Origin of the sequence: Brevibacillus sp. AG, from assembly GCF_028369215.1 — a bacterium.
Taxonomy (GTDB): Bacteria; Bacillota; Bacilli; order Brevibacillales; family Brevibacillaceae; genus Brevibacillus; species Brevibacillus porteri.
Genome location: NZ_JAQMYO010000008.1, coordinates 378,273 through 396,374, shown reverse-complemented (window position 1 = coordinate 396,374; position 18,102 = coordinate 378,273). Strand labels below are relative to the sequence as shown.

The following is an 18,102-nucleotide window of genomic DNA, read 5'->3' as shown; positions in this document are numbered from 1 at the left end:
CGGGGATAGCCGACGGAAACTGTCTTTTTGTGCTTGGTTGCTTACCGAACTCCAGTAGGAAGCTGAGGTGGGATGTAATTCAACTCTTCATCCGCAGTGATGTAATCGGTGTTGACCATGAGGAGCAAATAGCGTTTGCCGGTTTGCGGATCGCTGATAATGATGTGGTCGCGGCCAGCTGTTTCGAGGACACCACGGAAAATTTTGGCGTTCCATTGGCTGTTGTTTTCAAACGTTTGGTACACCGTAATGACTTTGCCTCGATTCAGGCGAAGGATGTTTTCGATGTACGATTCTTCCATCACTTGCCCAGGAGTAATGGGCATTCCAGGAATCAAGGCTCCGCTTGGCTGCATCGGAACCAGTTGAGGTTGCTGCTGCTGAATCATCTGCTGCTGTTGCTGAGGCATACCGTATGGATACTGGGCGGATGGGTACATGTCGTAGCCGTATTGTTGTTGAGGGAAACCAGTGTAAGGCATTTGTTGACTCATGATGAACTCGCTCCTTTATCTATCTAATCCTTTTAATAGACGCGTGGACAATCTGCTGGCGTTGGAATGAAGAAGCAGTGTGCCTTATAGCGACCGGAGTTTTGTTGATCCCACCAGGTAGGAGGACAGTTTCCGGCAGGACGGTAGAACCACAATGCGTTGCTCGCGGGGCGGGTTTTCTCTCCATTGACTGCGCGCTGTGCCAGTCGTTTGTCTCTTTCCCTGGCACGTTGATAGAAATACGGCTTCTGGATCGCTTCGAATCCTCCCGGAGATTGATAGACCATGTCACGCATGCTGCGAATGTTTTTGAAGTCAAGGCAGTTACCTAAAATCCGATTTACCCCAACGTTGCCAACCATCAACATGCCCAACTCACCTTCACCCTCAGCCTCAGCCCGAATCAGTCTGGCAAGCATATCGACATCACTGGAGTTCGCTTTAATGACGGCCATTGCTTCACCTCCTTCCACAAAAATCACAATAACAATATATGGGCGAATAATAGATTGGTGATTGGCCCAATAAATTTTTCATCAAGTTGACGTTTACGTAAACGGCAGTTACAATCATTTTGTTCGGTAAATTTAGAATTTTATAAATGCAAGTGAGGGGCGCTGGACATGAGCAGAGAAGGAATACAGAAGGATGAATCGTGGACCATCTCTGATCTCGCTCAACAATTAGACGTAAGCACCCGAACGATTCGGTACTACGAAGAGCTCGGCTTGATTTTCCCCAGTCGGACAGAGAAGGGAAGCAGGTACTACAACCGAAAGGATCGTGCCAGGCTGCGACTCATTCTGCGAGGAAAGCGATTCGGATTTTCGTTGGATCAGATTCGCGAGATGATTGAGCTGTTCGACGAGGACCGTACAGGTCGTGCGCAGCTTTTGCGAACGATTGAGTACGGCAATCAAAAGCTGGCTGAGATCGACGAGAAAATCATGGAACTCCGACAACTGAGAGAAGACATTCTCGTCTACAAGCAAAACTTTGAACAAAAATTGCTTGAAGAAAACGAGGAGGAGAAACGATGAATGTATCAGCTCTGCTCGCAGCAAACGGAAGGAAATACCCTGACAAGTCCGCGCTGATTGCAGGAGATGTAGAGGTCAGCTTTTCCCAGTGGGACACACGTTCTACTCAGTGGGCTTGCCATTTGCAAGAGCTTGGCATCGAGCAAGGGGATCGGGTTGTCATGTTGATGCCCAATTGCCCGGAGTTTGCCATTTTTTACGTCGCCGTCATTCGCAGTGGTGCCCTCGTCGTACCGATCAATGCGCGCTCAACCCAAGAAGAAGTACGACATATATGTGAACATGCCGGAGCAAAGGCACTTCTTGTTCACGATGCCCTCGTGCCTATCGTGAATGAGTGGGTCCTGCAAACGTCACAGCTTGTGGCAATCAAAACAGGTGCGAGCCAAGGGAATTGGCATGGAATCGCTGACTGGGATGCCAGTGACGTGTCTTTCGAAAAAATGAATACGCTTTCTTCACAGTCGTATTTGGCGAACATGAACGAAGATAGCGAGGTTAGCATCCTGTATACATCTGGCACGACTGGACGCCCTAAAGGGGTGCTCTATACACATAGAAGCTTGTTGACTGTCGCGAAAATGATGTCGATTGAACTGACGATGACACATCGTTCGCGAATTTTGCATTTGATGCCGCTGAGTCATTCGGCTCCCCTCCATCTCTTTTTCATTGCAGGGCTCATGCTTGGCGCCCCCCAGGTAATGGCCCTGACCTTCTCGCCGCAGCTTCTCTTGGATTTGGTGCAGCAGCATCGAATTACGCATTTCTTCGGAGCGCCAGTGGCGTATTTGCTGACGATGAAGCACCCAGAGTTTACGGCGTACGATTTGTCTTCCATCGAATATTGGATGTATGGCGGTGCTCCGCTGTCCAAAGAGATGGCTTCGCTTATGGAAGAAGCATATGGACGCGATAAACTGGCGTGCGTCTACGGCTTGACGGAGGCAGGGCCGACCGGAATGTGCCTCTTGCACAGAGAGCATCCGGACAAAATCGGCAGTTTAGGCAATCGTGGTGTATTGTTCGTCGAAATGGAGGTTGTTGACGAGCGGGGAGAGCAATGCGCCAGTGGCGAAGCGGGCGAAATTCGCTTGCGCGGAGAAGGGACAATGAAAGGATACTACAACAATCCAGAGGCTACAGCAGAAACCATAAGGGATGGTTGGGTGTACACAGGCGATATTGCACGCGTGGATGAGGATGGATTTCTGTGGATGATTGATCGCAAAAAAGACGTGATGATTACGGGCGGGGTAAACGTCTACCCCAAGGAAATCGAGCAATTATTAGAGCGTCATCCGTCGATTGGTGAGGTAGCTGTTGTAGGTTTGCCGCATCCTGAGTGGGGTGAGACGGTTACGGCCTATGTGGTACTGAAACCAGGAGTCGATACCAATCGAGAGTGGCTAAAAGAAATCCAAGGCTCTTTGCGTGGTCATCTAGCCGATTACAAGCTCCCGCGACAGGTGAATATCGTTCCTTCATTGCCGCGGAACACGAGCGGAAAAGTCCTGAAGCATGTACTACGTGATGTCAGTTCCCAAAAGGAAGTGGAACTGCGATGAGTGATTTGCAAACGAGCATTGATCAGCGAACATACAGCGATAACATCCCGCACCCGCGTACGCCACAGGCACAAAACTTTTTCAAAGAAGATCCCAACCTCGATTACTTGCTGCAACGCTTTCTCCCTGCTTCCATGCATGAATGGGCCAGACAGCAGTTGAGCTGGCTAGGGGCGCAAGTGGCAGGCCCCATCGATGAGCGTGCCGCCTATACAGACAGAGAAGGCAAGCCGAGATTGCGCAAGTACAATCGGCTGGGTGAGGATATTTCTGAGATCATTACCAATGAAGGCTACAAGGAAACAGTAGCAGAAGTTTACGGAGCAGGCATCGTCAGCTACTTGTATCAAGACATTCCTGAGTTGGGGAGAAAAGCGCCGTACAGCTATTCCTTTTTCATGGGCTATCTCGTGAGTCAGTCTGAGCCGGGTTTCTATTGCCCTGTCACCTTGTCGATGTCAGCCGCTTATTTGATTGATCGTTACGGCAGCGAAGAACAGAAGGAGCAGTACCTGACAGGACTGACCTCTCGCGATCGTACTCGCTTGTATGAAGGAGCTACTTGGCTCACAGAGAGACAGGGCGGTTCGGATGTCGGTGCGAATTTGACTGTAGCAGAGCCAGTAGCAGATCGGCCGGGTGTGTACCGATTGACAGGAGAAAAGTTTTTTGCGAGCAATGCTGGCGCATTTGTTGCCACTGTTTTGGCGAGAATCGATGAGGAGAAGCCGGGGACAAAAGGGCTCGGACTGTTTTTGGTGCCTTGGATAAAGCCTGACAACGAACGCAATCACATTCAGGTCCGCCGCCTAAAAGATAAGCTGGGTGTTAACGCCGTACCATCTGCAGAGATACTGTTGAACGGGGCAGAGGGCTATTTGATCGGGGAGCCGGAGAACGGCTTCAAGTACATGGCAGAAGCCCTGAACCTCTCTCGCATTTGCAACGCGATTGCTTCGATTGGGATCATGCGTCGAGCTTTTTATGAAGCGAGGTATTATGCCGAGCAACGTCGTGCATTCGGGAAGCCAATCGATCAGTACCCGATGGTAAAAGAAATGCTGGTGAGCCTCTTATTGGATACGGAGGTGAGCACGGGTGCGGTGTTTGATATGATTGCTGTTTATGATCGCTTGCAGTCTAATTCCGCTAGCAAAGAGGATAACGCGCTTGCTCGCCTGCTGATTCCTTTGCTGAAATACCGCACAGGGGAAGAGGCTGTCGAATCCACCCATACCGCAATTGAAATTCATGGCGGTAACGGTTATATCGAGGAGTACGTGACGCCGCGTCTATTGCGTGATGCGCAAGTTTTGACCGTATGGGAAGGCACCTCGAATATACTCGCACTCGATATTTTGCGTGTGATGCAAAAAGAAAACAGCCACGAAGTGTTTTGCAGATTGCTTCGGGAGCGCATAGCTGGCTGGAAGCATGTCTTTTCGCAGCCGTACGCCGAGTTGATTCGGACAGAACTGGCCATCCTGGAGGAGAATATCGCCTATCTCATGCAACAGACCCACGATTATTTGACGTACAAATTAAAAACGCTCGCGGACCATATGGTAGATTTGTACACCTTCTCATGCATCGTCAGTGAAGCAGAGGATCAGGTGGCAGGGGAGGGAAATGCACGAAAATACATTTTGGCAAAGCTGTATGCCGAAAAGCATTTCCATTCACAAGAAAAACGGGGGATTCAAGCCGATTCTTTGCTGGATGTACAGTTCTTTACCCAACTGATGGAGTATCAGTCTGTCAGCGTAGAAGAGTGGACCCAACAGTCCGCCATTGTTCCGACCCGATAATCAAAAAGCGCCTTTAGACCACTTGTTGAGGTGGCGAAGGCGCTTTTGATTTTTACGCATACCGCTTGCGGCGCATACTCCAAATGAACCAGATCGCAGCAACCCCTGTTGCGACCGCCAGCAGAGTGATCTCAAAGTATTCATCGATCAGAACCTTGGCGTGTTTTCCATATAAATAAAACAAGGTGCCAATCAAATAAAACTTCAATCCCCGCCCGATGATCGCATAAAACATGAGCTTGGTCAGCGAGTAATTGAATACACCGGAGAGCACAGTGAAAACCTTGAAAGGAATGGGGGTAAAAGCTCCGATCAGTACGGCAGCATCCCCGTTTTTTGCGAATTTTTCCGTCGCTACGATCACCCATTTTTCAGGGAGAAGCTTGTGCAAAAGTGGTTTTCCTAGCCATCTCCCCAACAAAAATCCGATGGGAGCGCCGAGGACGGAAGCAGTAAAGGCTACTGTTGCAAACTGAATCGCTGAGCCTGGATCGAGCAGACTCATCGCAATTTGCATAAAAAACGGAGGAATCGGACTAATAAATGAGTCCAAAAATGCCATGGCAACAAGTCCCCACATCCCATATTGCATGAATAGCTGTGTGATATGTTCGAGCATGAGCATCTCCTTAGAAGGTTTTTTCTATTGTAGCTATCCTATGCCAGTTTGTCCAAAGAAAGACCACAACTGAAGGTGGATGTCGAGAGGGAAATTAAGGAAATGGGACAATTGGCCCATCAATGGGTTTCCAAAATATCCCGATGATAAGTTGGTATGGAGTGTCATTACGAAAGGGATATCTTTTACATGAAAATGCCATTATCTATCAAAGTTATTCAAGGGTTTATGCTGTTGCAAGTCATCGTATTGGGGGGACTTTATTTTGTGGTTTCACAGGTAGATCCGATGAACTTGAATCACTGGGCTAGTAAAATGGTTTTCAGCGTTGTGACTATGCCAGAAGATATGTTAGATCAAAGCTATGTGTTAGGAAGAATGCAAGGAAGATTAATGCTTCCGCTGATCATCACGACATTATTGTTCATCTTCATACAGATGAGGTTTCTCAAGTCGGCGATTGTCTGCATAAGTCTGGCGATTTTACTGGATATAAGCAACGGAGCTTTCTTGATTGCAATCGTGTATGTAACTCTTCTTTTGGTTGTGACCCACAACAAACAATCGAAGGCATATTTTAATCGGAATCATCATCAAGTTACCCAGACGGTTTCAAAATGAGTGGTCCAATGAGCTTATCCTAGGTCGAATATTGATATTGAAGTCCTTGTTTTTTCATTGACGCTAGGAAAGATTATCCACTAAAATGTAGGGAAACAGGACAAACATCATGGGAGGAACCAATGAAAACATTGGGTTCGGGAAAAGTCGTTTTCTATGCGCCAAACGGGACTAACTTGCAATTGTCAGGGGAAATTGACGTACGTGGTGATCGGGTATCCATAACAGAAATCATTTATTTTAATGGCCAACCAAACGGAGCGCGCGAAACGAATTTGCCACTCGCGCAAACGGTGATTTACTGGGAGCCAGAAGTATACGAACAGATCGGATATGAAGAACAATAAGAATAATGGCGATTCCAAGCCCTGTCTCTAGCAGGGTTTTTTCGCGTATGGCAGCGAATCTGCCAGTACCTCAGGCTATAGCCGATGTCCCGGTATTGTGATATGATGTGGGATGGAATTTACGTATGGTACAAGGAGTGATCCTTATGATCGATTCTATATTGGAACGTGCTCTCGCAGGTGAACGACTGGGTCTTGAAGATGGTCTGGCTTTGTTTGCGAGCAATGAAATCGAAAAGATCGGACATTACGCCAATCTGGTCATGCAAAAGCATCATCCAGAACCGATTGCGACTTTTGTTATTAGCCGCAACGTCAATTACACGAACGTATGTGACACCTATTGCCGTTTTTGTGCTTTTTATCGAGCGCCAGGCTCTTCGGAAGGATACGTTCTACCCAGAGAGACCATTTTCCAAAAAATTCAAGAGACCGTAGACGTAGGCGGTACGGAAATCTTGATGCAAGGCGGTACCAATCCGGATCTGAAGCTGGATTATTACACCGACCTGTTGCGCGCGATCAAGCTGCGCTTCCCGCAGATTACGATGCACTCTCTGTCTGTAGCGGAAGTGATGAAAATCGCGGAAGTTTCCAACATGTCTGTCGAGGAAGTGCTGAAAGAGCTGAAGGCAGCGGGTCTCGATTCCTTGCCGGGAGCGGGTGGCGAAATCCTCGACGATCGTACACGTCGAAAGATTTCCCGATTGAAAGGCTCTTGGACTGAATGGATTGACACCCAAAAAGCCGCACACCGTGCAGGGTTACCTGGTACTGCTACCATGGTAATCGGTTTTGGGGAAGAGATGGAGGAGCGCGTACTGTCCCTTTTGCGCATTCGTGATGCCCAAGATGAGACAGGCGGATTCAAAGCGTTCATCGTCTGGACATTCCAACCGGACAACACCAATATGAAGGCAGTCAACAACACGCCAGAGGAATACTTGAAAACACTGGCAATCAGCCGCCTCATGCTGGATAATATCGAAAACTTCCAATCTTCCTGGGTGACGATGGGCCCGCATTACGGCCAGCTTTCTCTCTCTTATGGAGCGAACGATTTCGGCCAAACGATGATGGAAGAAAACGTTGTTTCCGCAGCGGCATGTACGTACAAGGTCAACACGAACCAAATTTTGGAGCTCATTCGCGGCGCAGGCAAAATCCCTGCACAGCGCAACACACAGTATGACATTCTGCGCGTTTTCAAAGACGGCGAGATGTCAGAACGTGATTTTGTCATGCAAAACTAAATAACCTCCAAACGCTTCTCTGCCCCTCCCAACAAAGGGAAACCGGCAGGGGAGCGTTTTTTGGTTTTTTATTCAGGAATTTTTTACCTGCAACCTTCCCTGAGTTTCCAACCGTTTAAAAGTATATCGCTCCTGACGGGACATATACTGTAACTACAATGGCGGTTGGGGGGATGGTTATGCAGACGTTTCGCGTATTGCTGGAGAATGTCCCTGAGCATTGTGACACGTATCGGGCTATCGTAAATGAGATGACGGAGCGGGTCAACACTGCACCGGTGCGCATTACATACAGGGAGCAAGAAGAGAATGGATACCTCTTGTTCTACTTTCAAAGCTGGTGTGAGACTGAGTATGACGCGCAGACCATCGAGTGGGCGAGAGCCTTCGTTGCTCTTACATTAGCCGAATGGGTCATTCAGGTGAAGGAACCGAAAATTATGGAAGAAATGGCCGCTGACTTACTCGCTGCCGAACAGATGGAGACCGAGTGGGCAGAGATTTTTCCTTATATTCAACGCATGTGCCAAGAAGTCGAGCTTGATGGTAGGGAACTGTTAACAGCTACGACACGCAAGGCAAACGTATATCGCAAAGTTTTCACCTATCTGGAGTGGGAGAGAACGATCAACGTCTTGGGCTTCGTCCGGTTTCGACTGCAGGAGCATTGGAACGAGCTATTCGAGCTCGTGGAAACTGGCATTGATGAATATCTGGAAGACAAGCAATACCAAGAGTTTGTCGAGTTGTTGCGCTATTTCATCGCTGTACAGGAAACGAAGCAGGAAGTCGTTCATGTCGTTCCTAGTGTGGACAAACCTTTCCATCTTTATGACAAAAAAGGGGATCGTCTTTGGCTTGAACAGTTGGATACCGTTCTGAACATGGATGAACAAAAATGCAGGGACGAGGATTATTTGGTCAGTGCTTTGGTTACACTGGCTCCTGAGAGTGTCGTGCTCCATATGGCTTCGGAAAAGCCTGGGCTTGCACAGACGATCCGCAGTATTTTTGACAGTCGGCTCGTTACTTGCCACTCTTGTTCGCTTTGCCTATCCGAGCGACGTGTACTTGACGGGAATAATCCCTCTAAACTATAATAGCAACAACAACTTTACATCGCTTATAAATACGATGAGAAGGACACGGACAATAGTAAGGACGCTCTAGAGAGGCGGGCCACAGGCTGGAAGCTCGCTGCGAACTGTTATTGATCTACCACCTTCGAGTAGCTGCCGGGAACGAAGCGTAGGCTTTTACTATCGGTATGCCGGTTAAATACCGTTACATGGAATGAGGAGTCTGTTTTTGTGAACAGACTTGAAGTAGGGTGGTACCGCGAGAACACACTCGTCCCTTTTTGGGATGAGTGTTTTTTTATTTTCTCAACCAAACAAGATACAGGAAGGAAGAATCCGCAGTGGCACAAATTCATGTTACTTTCCCAGATGGAGCCGTACGTCAGTACGACGCTGGGATTACCATCGAAGACATCGCAGGCTCTATTAGCTCTAGCCTGAAGAAAAAAGCAGTAGCTGGTAAAAAAGACGGCAAAGTTGTCGATCTCTACACAGCTCTGGAAGATGACGCAGCGATTGAAATCGTTACCCTCGATTCTGCTGACGGGTTGGAAGTATACCGCCACAGTACAGCTCACTTGCTCGCTCAAGCGGTAAAACGCATTTACGGCGCTGAAGTGAAATTCGGAATCGGTCCTGTAATCGAAGATGGCTTTTACTACGACATGGATATTCCGGTTTCCCTTTCCCCAGAGGATTTGGGCAAAATCGAAGCGGAAATGGAAAAAATCGTGAAGGAAGACCTGCCGATTCGCCGCAAAGTCGTAAGCCGCGAAGAAGCAACTACGATTTTCCAAGAACTGAACGATCACCTGAAGCTGGAGCTGATTCGCGACCTGCCAGAGGATGCGACTATCACGCTGTATGAGCAAGGCGAATTTTTCGACCTCTGTCGTGGTCCGCACTTGCCGTCCACTGGCTTCATCAAAGCATTCAAGCTGATGAGCGTGGCAGGTGCATACTGGCGCGGTAAAGCAGAAAACCAAGTTCTGCAACGCGTATACGGTACAGCTTGGCCGAAAAAAGCAGACATGGATGAATATCTGCATTTCATCGAAGAAGCGAAAAAGCGCGATCACCGCAAATTGGGTAAAGAACTGGGACTGTTCATGTTCTCCGAGGAAGCGCCAGGCATGCCGTTCTACCTGCCAAAAGGCTTCACTGTTCGCAACGAGCTGGAGCAATTCTCCCGCCGTCTGCAACAATTGGCACAATACACAGAAGTTCGCTCTCCGTTCCTCATGAACGAGCGTCTCTGGAAAGAATCCGGTCACTGGGATCACTACAAAGAGAACATGTACTTCTCTGAAGTAGACAACGCGACTTACGCCTTGAAGCCAATGAACTGCCCAGGTCACATGCTGATCTATAAAAACGAGATGCATTCCTACCGCGACCTGCCGATCCGTTACTCCGAGTTCGGGCAAGTTCACCGCCATGAGTACTCCGGGGCATTGAACGGAATGCTGCGGGTGCGCACCTTCTGCCAGGATGACGCGCACGTATTTGTCCGTCCTGATCAGATCGCGAGCGAAATCAAAGGCATGATCACTTTGATTGACAGCATCTACAAGGTATTTGGCTTCGAATACAGTGTGGCTCTGTCCACTCGTCCGGAAGATTCCATGGGCTCTGATGAGCTGTGGGAAGCAGCAGAAAGCTCTCTGAAAACAGTGTTGGATGAGCTCGGTATGGCATATGAAATCAAAGACGGAGACGGTGCGTTCTACGGACCGAAGATCGATTTCCAAATTACTGACGCGCTGAAACGTCGTCACCAATGCGGAACGATCCAGTTGGACTTCCAAATGCCTGAGAAATTCGACCTGACTTATGTTGGTCAAGACAACGAGAAGCATCGTCCAGTTGTCTTGCACCGTGCGATGTACGGCTCCATGGAGCGCTTCATTGGTATCCTGATCGAGCACTACGCAGGTGCATTCCCGATTTGGCTGACTCCAATTCAAGCACGCATCATGAACATCAGCGAAGTGCACATGCCATACGCAGAACAAGTAAGAGAAAAGCTGCAACAAGCTGGCATTCGCGTAGAGCTGGATGGCCGCAATGAGAAAATCGGCTACAAAATCCGTGAAGCACAAGTTGAAAAAATCCCGTACATGCTGGTCATCGGTGAAAAAGAGGTGGCTGACGGTACATTGTCCGTCCGCAAACGCGGAGTGGGCGATGAAGGCGCGATGACAGTGGATGCATTTGTAGAGAAAATCCGCGCTGAAATCAATGAAATGAAGTAAAAGCGTATAGAAGTAGAGCCGCCCTGAATTTTGGGGCGGCTTTTTCCATTATACGTTTACTTGGAAAAAAGAACGGGAAAAGGATGTAGGGTAATTATAGATATGGACATCAAGAAGAACTGCGGGGGATACGTATGCGGATAAGCATCAAGCAAAGACTGATAGCAGCATTTCTTGCCATTATTTTAATCCCGATTGGAGTGATTAGCTCATTTGTCTATGTCAAAATGGAGGAGCGAATCCAGACTTATTTTATTGAATCCACGACAAAAGAAGTGGCACAAGTAGACAATGCGATTAACTTGCATTTCGACTCGATTCGTGAAAACGTAAACCTGATAGCAGGCAGTCCCTTATTAAAAAGTGCAGATAACACTATTACGACGTATATGGACAAACCAACCAAAACCAAGCATACGCCACTGCAAAATGGCGGAGTAGAGGCGGCCATTTTTCAAGATTTCCTGCGATTTGTCGATTCTCATCCGAATACTGCATTTATTTATTTAGCGACCAAATACGGAGGATACATACAGTGGCCGACAGATGATGTCATTCCGAATTACGATCCGCGTACAAGGGATTGGTACAAAAACCCAATGGGGAATCCCGGAAAAGTGATCACGACAGATCCGTATCTCTATTTGGGCGATAACAGTCTCGTGATCAGTAACGTGACGATGCTTGTGGATGACAAGGGTGAACCACTGGGCGTTGTTGGACTGGATGTGAATTTAAAAGGGCTAACCGACATTTTGAAAGACATTAAGATCGGCAAAACGGGTTATCTCATGCTGGTTGGCAAAGACGGAACGATTTTGGCTAATCCCAAGAACCCTGAGCTCAATTCGAAGAACCTGAAAGATACGCAAATTCCTGAATTGGCTGCTATCGCAGAGAATACCGCAAGCAGCTTTGCGGTCACGATGAACGATACCGAGTATTTGGCTAACGTCTTTACTTCAGACAAAACTGGCTGGAAATATATTTCGTTTATTGAAAAAGCTGAGCTCTCTGCTGAAGCCAATCAAATCGGTTTCATCATCGGGGCATTGAGCCTTTTGTTTGCCTTATTAGCGGTTATCGCTTCCGTTCTTTTCTCGCACAAATTCACCAAGCCATTGCTTGCTATCGTTGACCAGATTGCGCAGATCGGACGTGGTGACTTTACCGGTGAATTGCCCAAAAACCTTTTGGAAAGAAAAGACGAAATCGGCATGCTTGGTCAGAGCATTCAGGTGATGCAAGTATCCATCCAAGGACTCATTCGGGAAGTCCAAAAAGCGGTTAACACCCTCTCTACTTCGTCAGACAACATATCGGTTCGCTTGGCAGACAATGTAGACACTACGAACAAGATTTCTACCACGATACAGGAAGTAGCGAGCGGGGCGCAAAATCAGCTCAGAGGTGCGGAAGAATCCGCAAGAGCGATGGAAGAAATGTCGATCGGCATCCAACGTGTGGCGGAAACAACCTTCATCATCTCAGAATCATCTACATGTACGGCGGATGAAGCGCAGCTAGGAAACCAGTCCATCCAAAAAGCTATCCAGCAAATGGACTCCATCCGTGGCTCTGTGGAACATTCCGTATCCGTCGTCAAGCAATTGGGTGAGCGATCCAAAGAAATTGTGCAAATCATTGACGTGATTACAGGAATTGCTTCCCAAACGAATCTGCTTGCTCTCAATGCAGCCATCGAAGCTGCCCGTGCGGGAGAGCATGGACGAGGTTTTGCTGTCGTAGCAGATGAAGTGAGAAAACTCGCTGAACAATCTGATGAGTCTGCTCGGCAAATCGCCAACCTCATTCAGGAGATCCAAACAGATACGACCATGGCGGTCAACTCGATGGATTCTGTCAATCAAGATGTTCAGGATGGATTGTCTACTGTACTGGAGTCAGGGGAAGCCTTCCAACGCATCTTACAAGAAATTCGACAGATAACGGATCAAATTCAGGAGGTATCTGCTGTCTCTGAGCAAATGTCTGCCGGATCGGAACAAGTAGCAGCATCTGTGGACGAAACTGCCCAAATTGCAAGGATTTCAGCGCACAATGCTGAAAATCTGGCTGCTTCCTCCAATGGTCAATTGGCCACTATGGAAGAGTTTGCCGTTTCATTTGAATCCTTGAATCAGATGGCTCGTGAACTGGAAAGAATGATCAGTAAGTTTAAAATATAAGAATGCATAACGGAAAGAGTACGAATGTCGGGAGGTATTCGTACTCTTTTTTTGCAAAAGTAGCCCCATTTATGGCACAATGTGCTGTTTGCGTTTGAAAATTTGGCTATTTCGATTTATGATAATAGACTGGTACTAAGTCGAAATGCGATATGATAGTAATGATGAAGGGGAAAAGTCGTCCTATATAGATAAAAGGAGAGTGAACATCTATGCCAGAAAAAGTGCTTGATTTACGGAACCGTCCTCTCCGAGATTTACGAATATCTGTCACCGATAAATGTAATTTTCGTTGTCGCTATTGCATGCCTGCCGAAATTTTTGGACCGGATTTTGAGTTTTTGCCGCAAAGCAAGTTGCTGACCTTTGAGGAAATTACCCGTTTGACCCAGATCTTTACTTCACTTGGGGTTGGGAAAATCCGCATTACCGGCGGAGAGCCATTAATGCGCAGAAATCTGCCTGAGTTGATTCGAATGATACGTGAAGTAGAAGGCGTTCAAGATATTGCCATGACGACAAACGGTTCTCTCTTGTCCCGCCATGCGCAAGCACTAAAAGAAGCAGGTCTGGATCGGGTCACGGTCAGCCTGGACAGCTTGGATAATGAGCGCTTTGGGGTGTTGAACGGAAGAGGCTATCAGGTAGATGCCGTGCTGGAAGGGATTCGCGCAGCGGCAGATGCCGGGCTTTCGATCAAGATCAACATGGTGGTACAACGCGGAGTCAATGATCAAGATATTTTGCCGATGGCACGATACTTCCGTGAGCAAGGGCACACCCTTCGATTTATTGAATTCATGGATGTGGGAAACAGTAATGGCTGGCGGCTGGATCAAGTCGTTCCTTCCCGTGAAATTGTGCACATGATCCATACAGAGATGCCGTTGGTAGCGACTGAAGCGAACTACTATGGAGAGGTGGCTTCTCGCTATCGCTATGAGGGATCGGACCAGGAGATCGGGTTGATCTCATCGGTGACCCAAGCTTTTTGCTCCACTTGTACGCGAGCTCGCTTGTCGGCAGAAGGGAAATTGTACAACTGTCTCTTTGCTTCATCTGGAGATGATTTGCGCGAACCAGTCCGCGATGGACGCACGGATGAAGAGATTCGCGAGCTGATACGTGCAATCTGGGAGCGGCGTGACGTGCGCTACTCGGAGGAACGACTAAGTGAAACGCCTGGTCTCGCCCAGCGTGAAAAGGTCGAAATGTCCCATATCGGGGGATAATTAGGTATGAGCCTTGACAAAACCCAAGCTACCTTGTAATATAAAATGCGTGTATAAACACTTCATACTTCGAGAACAAGCAGAGGCGCACAGCTTCTCACCTGGGTCGACGTCGTATACGACTGTTGACAGGTAACTCTTACGCAAAGATCCTCGGATCTGATGAAATTGCTTAGGTGAGATATGTGCGGGCGCAGATTGCGTTCGCACATTTTTGTTCCTTCTCGAAATTGACGGGGGTGGCAAGTATTAGCAAGGATCAAATGTTAATTAACGAAGCGATCCGTGCCCGTGAAGTCCGATTAATCGGTGCTGACGGGAGCCAATTGGGAGTCGTACCCTTTAGGGAAGCGTTGCGCATTGCCCAAGAAGCCGAACTGGATCTGGTAAACGTTGCTCCTACAGCCAAGCCGCCTGTATGCCGTATCATGGACTATGGAAAGTTCAAGTACGAGCAGGCGAAAAAGGAAAAAGAAGCGCGTAAAAACCAGAAGATCATCGAGCTGAAAGAAGTGCGTTTTTCTTCTAACATCGAGGAACACGATTTTCAAACAAAGCTTCGCAACGTCCGCAAGTTCTTGGAGGATCAACACAAGGTGAAGTGTACGATCCGTTTCCGTGGACGTGAAATCACCCACTCCGAAATTGGACTAGGCGTTATGGAACGTGTTGCTGCACAGTGTGAAGATCTCGCTACGCCTGAGCGCAAGCCGAAGATCGAGGGCCGCAGCATGATCATGATTCTGGCTCCGAAAGCGGAAAAGTAAGATAGTAGTTTAGACAGGAGGATTTTTCAGATGCCTAAAATGAAAACCAACAAGGCTGCTGCGAAACGTTTCAAAAAGACTGGAAGCGGCCAATTGAAGCGCGACCGCGCATTTGGTAGCCACTTGTTCGCTAACAAAACGACAAAAGCAAAACGCCACCTGCGTAAAGCTGCACTCGTTTCCAAAGGCGATCAAAAACGCATTGAGCAAATGCTCACTTACATGTAAGTTATTTTTTATTACACACCATTACGCAGCATGAGCTCCCTAAGCGCCTAGCAGTAGGCCGCCATGCTGGAAAGACCAGGAGGAGTTTAGTATGCCAAGAGTAAAAGGTGGCATTGTTACACGCCGTCGTCATAAGAAAATCCTGAAGCTGGCGAAAGGATACTTCGGTTCCAAACATCGCCTGTTTAAATCCGCTAATGCGCAGGTAATGAAATCCCTGCTGTATGCATACCGTGACCGTCGTCAAAAGAAACGTGATTTCCGCAAACTGTGGATCACTCGTATCAACGCGCAAGCTCGCATGAACGGTCTGTCCTACAGCCGTTTGATGCACGGCCTGAAAGTTGCTGGCATCGAAGTTAACCGCAAAATGCTGGCTGACTTGGCTGTTAACGACAAAGCTGCGTTCAACGAACTGGCAACAGTTGCAAAAAGCAAACTGAACGCTTAATTTTTGAATAGAAGAGCCGATCTTTCCGATTGAGGGAAGGGCGGCTCTTTTGTTGTGGTCTAGATGGTAGAAATCAGAACGTAGATAGGGAAATTTGAGTCAAAGAAAAAACAACCGAAAACACATTCGGTTGTTTTTTTCTACTTTTATTCAACAAATGATTCGCTGTCGAATGGCGTCCGCCACACCTTGTGCGCGATTTTGCACACCGAGCTTTTTTAAGGCGGACTTGATGTAATCCTGCACGGTAAACTCACTAATTCCCATCCAGTCCGCCATCTCCTTAACGCTTTCGCCCCATGAAATCCGCTGCATGACTTCGACTTCTCGGCGTGAGAGCTTGACGGTTTTAGGGCGAAGGGAGTCGGTTGCCAATACTTTGCCCAGCATCAGGCAGTATGCGCTCAAAGATTGTACCAATTGTTGGTTGATGCCAGAACAGCCATCCTGATGCCAGGAAATACCGGCGTAGCCGAGTACGTTAGGCCCGTAGCTGATGGGGAGAATGAGCGCATAAGGGGCGCCGTACACTAAATTGGGCGGGAATTGACGGATCGCCTCAGAATCAAGCAGTACGGCTCTCTGTTCACGGATCGCATGCTGGATAAGAGGCATGTTGCGCATGTCCACCCGTATATCGCGGATGGAGCATAACTCTTGGTCAAGAATCGACCATAGTCCCTCACCCATTTGACTGAGCGTCGAGTAATTGCACAGAATGGCTCCCATGAAAGGAAAGAGATCCACGAAGCCACGTACAGCAAGCACCAGTTTCTCCTCGTAATATGCCGTTTCTTCGATTCGATCGATGTACATGTTCAGCTCTGGACTGACCATGGAGTGATTGCCACCTCCATTTGAGTGATGAACACCCCCTGATTTTTGGGGATATGAACGACCGTTCAGCCTGACCTATAATCAACCTATAGCGCCTTCATTTTATCAAACGGCTGATCTGAGCGTAAAGAATGGAATTGGTATAAATTAACAATTTTATGACTCCTTTCATTCATTCGAAATAGAAGGCGTATGAGAAAAAAGAAAGGTTGGATGGGGATGAGGAATGGTTTTGTTTCGACCAGCCAAAAAGGATTGAATCAGGAGCTGCTACCGTACCAATTGTATCAAAAAGCGAAGAGATACGGCATTTGGAACCCGCAGGACATTGATTTTACGCAAGACCGCGAAGATTACGCGAATATGAATCTGGAGCAGAAGGAAGAAACTTTGGGACGGATTGCTGGTTTTCTGGGTGGGGAAGAGGCAGTCACCCTTGATCTTTTGCCTTTGATCATGGTTATTGCCGAGGAAGGGCGATTGGAGGAAGAAATGTATTTGACGACCTTCCTCTTTGAAGAGGCCAAGCACACAGAGTTTTTCCGGTTGGTTCTCGACAACATCGGCGAGTCAGGAGACTTGCATCATTTTCACGATGATGTGTACAAGCGAATTTTCCATGAGATCTTGCCAAATGCCCTCAATCGTCTGTTGACAGATAAATCCCCGGAAGCCATCGCAGAGGCTTCTACTGTCTACAACATGTTTGTGGAAGGCGTGCTCGCAGAGACAGGCTACTATGCGTTTTACGAAGCACTCAGCAAAACGGGGCTCATGCCTGGTTTAATGCAAGGAATTGGGTATTTGAAGACAGACGAATCGCGGCACATTAGCTACGGAACATTTCTGCTGCAGCGATTGATCTGTGAGCATCCCCATATTTACGATGTCATTGCCAAAAAGATGGATGAGCTGGCTCCAATGGCAAGTCATCTGTACGACTGGATGGATGACCCACAAGGGGTGAGTGCATTCGGAGTGAAAGTCGCTGATTTGCAGCAGTTTGCGAAAAAGCAATTGAGTGTGCGCATGGAGGTACTTGCCCGAGCGAAAGGGCAGACGATGGAAGAACTGTATAAGCATACAAGAACAATGATCGATGTGTAAGAAAAAAGCGATCGAAAGTATTCGACCGTGAAAGCATCCACAACGGGTGCTTTTTTTCATGCCTATAGATCCACTTTGACTTGGATTGGGGCATCGATAAATGGTTGACCAACAACTTCGAAAGTGGTTGTCTGTATTGACGGCTGGTTCTGGGGCTGCTCGGACTCGGCTTATTCGTTTTGAGGCGAGTCGTTGCTTACAGAACTG

Annotated in this window: 18 protein-coding genes and 1 other annotated feature; of the genes, 14 read left to right on the top strand and 4 right to left on the bottom strand. The window is 47.8% G+C overall.

The window, feature by feature from the left end; translation table 11 throughout:
- Positions 1–41: 41 nt before the first annotated feature.
- Together gerQ and POF51_RS23050 are read right to left on the bottom strand one after the other, a co-directional pair.
- The gene (gene gerQ, locus POF51_RS23055; protein ID WP_069845602.1) at positions 42–494 is read right to left on the bottom strand and encodes a spore coat protein GerQ; all 453 of its coding nucleotides are present in this window, start codon (positions 492–494) and stop codon (positions 42–44) included.
- Between the two features lie 32 nt (positions 495–526).
- Positions 527–949, bottom strand: a complete 423-nt coding sequence (locus POF51_RS23050) for a cell wall hydrolase (RefSeq protein ID WP_069845599.1) — start codon at positions 947–949, stop codon at positions 527–529.
- A gap of 168 nt (positions 950–1,117) precedes the next feature.
- Here POF51_RS23050 and POF51_RS23045 point away from each other — a divergent pair, with 168 nt between their 5' ends.
- The 3 genes from POF51_RS23045 to POF51_RS23035 are packed head-to-tail and all read left to right on the top strand — an operon-like array spanning position 1,118 to position 4,910.
- Positions 1,118–1,534: a MerR family transcriptional regulator gene (locus tag POF51_RS23045; RefSeq protein ID WP_069845597.1), complete on the top strand. Its 417-nt coding sequence runs from the start codon at positions 1,118–1,120 to the stop codon at positions 1,532–1,534.
- A complete protein-coding gene (locus POF51_RS23040; protein WP_069845594.1) occupies positions 1,531–3,102 on the top strand; it encodes a class I adenylate-forming enzyme family protein in 1,572 nt (523 codons plus the stop codon). The genes POF51_RS23045 and POF51_RS23040 overlap by 4 nt, the downstream gene beginning before the upstream one ends.
- Positions 3,099–4,910 (top strand): acyl-CoA dehydrogenase family protein, encoded by a 1,812-nt coding sequence (locus tag POF51_RS23035; RefSeq protein WP_069845592.1) that lies wholly within the window; start codon positions 3,099–3,101, stop codon positions 4,908–4,910. Before POF51_RS23040 ends, POF51_RS23035 begins: the two co-directional genes overlap by 4 nt.
- 52 nt (positions 4,911–4,962) lie before the next feature.
- Here the strand turns inward: POF51_RS23035 and POF51_RS23030 are convergent, their stop codons facing one another.
- Positions 4,963–5,529, bottom strand: coding sequence for a YqaA family protein (locus tag POF51_RS23030; protein ID WP_017251023.1), 567 nt, complete (start codon positions 5,527–5,529; stop codon positions 4,963–4,965).
- 189 nt (positions 5,530–5,718) lie between these two features.
- Here POF51_RS23030 and POF51_RS23025 point away from each other — a divergent pair, with 189 nt between their 5' ends.
- The 10 genes from POF51_RS23025 (at position 5,719) to rplT (ending at position 15,951) form a co-directional block, all read left to right on the top strand.
- Positions 5,719–6,150, top strand: a complete 432-nt coding sequence (locus tag POF51_RS23025; RefSeq protein ID WP_069845589.1) for a hypothetical protein — start codon at positions 5,719–5,721, stop codon at positions 6,148–6,150.
- A 122-nt stretch (positions 6,151–6,272) separates the two neighbouring features.
- Positions 6,273–6,497: a hypothetical protein gene (locus tag POF51_RS23020; RefSeq protein WP_007728577.1), complete on the top strand. Its 225-nt coding sequence runs from the start codon at positions 6,273–6,275 to the stop codon at positions 6,495–6,497.
- Positions 6,498–6,643: 146 nt separating this feature from the next.
- A complete protein-coding gene (mqnC, locus tag POF51_RS23015; RefSeq protein ID WP_069845587.1) occupies positions 6,644–7,750 on the top strand; it encodes a cyclic dehypoxanthinyl futalosine synthase in 1,107 nt (368 codons plus the stop codon).
- Positions 7,751–7,929: 179 nt separating this feature from the next.
- Entirely contained in the window at positions 7,930–8,850 is a 921-nt protein-coding gene (gene ytxC, locus POF51_RS23010) for a putative sporulation protein YtxC (protein WP_069845586.1), read from the top strand.
- A gap of 25 nt (positions 8,851–8,875) precedes the next feature.
- Positions 8,876–9,111: a binding site (T-box leader), on the top strand.
- Between the two features lie 59 nt (positions 9,112–9,170).
- Positions 9,171–11,084, top strand: a complete 1,914-nt coding sequence (gene thrS, locus POF51_RS23005; RefSeq protein ID WP_069845585.1) for a threonine--tRNA ligase — start codon at positions 9,171–9,173, stop codon at positions 11,082–11,084.
- Between the two features lie 134 nt (positions 11,085–11,218).
- A complete protein-coding gene (locus tag POF51_RS23000) occupies positions 11,219–13,273 on the top strand; it encodes a methyl-accepting chemotaxis protein (protein WP_271756177.1) in 2,055 nt (684 codons plus the stop codon).
- Between the two features lie 212 nt (positions 13,274–13,485).
- On the top strand, positions 13,486–14,505 hold the full coding sequence (gene moaA, locus POF51_RS22995; RefSeq protein WP_069845583.1) for a GTP 3',8-cyclase MoaA: 1,020 nt from the start codon (positions 13,486–13,488) through the stop codon (positions 14,503–14,505).
- A 263-nt stretch (positions 14,506–14,768) separates the two neighbouring features.
- Positions 14,769–15,272: a translation initiation factor IF-3 gene (gene infC, locus POF51_RS22990; RefSeq protein WP_035291699.1), complete on the top strand. Its 504-nt coding sequence runs from the start codon at positions 14,769–14,771 to the stop codon at positions 15,270–15,272.
- A 30-nt stretch (positions 15,273–15,302) separates the two neighbouring features.
- Positions 15,303–15,500, top strand: a complete 198-nt coding sequence (gene rpmI, locus POF51_RS22985) for a 50S ribosomal protein L35 (protein WP_069845582.1) — start codon at positions 15,303–15,305, stop codon at positions 15,498–15,500.
- Between the two features lie 91 nt (positions 15,501–15,591).
- Positions 15,592–15,951: a 50S ribosomal protein L20 gene (gene rplT, locus POF51_RS22980; RefSeq protein ID WP_007728568.1), complete on the top strand. Its 360-nt coding sequence runs from the start codon at positions 15,592–15,594 to the stop codon at positions 15,949–15,951.
- A 150-nt stretch (positions 15,952–16,101) separates the two neighbouring features.
- On the opposite strand, the gene POF51_RS22975 is transcribed toward rplT, so the two are convergent.
- Positions 16,102–16,788 (bottom strand): helix-turn-helix transcriptional regulator, encoded by a 687-nt coding sequence (locus POF51_RS22975; protein ID WP_069845581.1) that lies wholly within the window; start codon positions 16,786–16,788, stop codon positions 16,102–16,104.
- 192 nt (positions 16,789–16,980) lie between these two features.
- On the opposite strand from POF51_RS22975, the gene POF51_RS22970 reads away from it, so the two are divergent.
- Positions 16,981–17,895, top strand: a complete 915-nt coding sequence (locus POF51_RS22970) for a R2-like ligand-binding oxidase (protein WP_256437593.1) — start codon at positions 16,981–16,983, stop codon at positions 17,893–17,895.
- Positions 17,896–18,102: the final 207 nt, after the last annotated feature.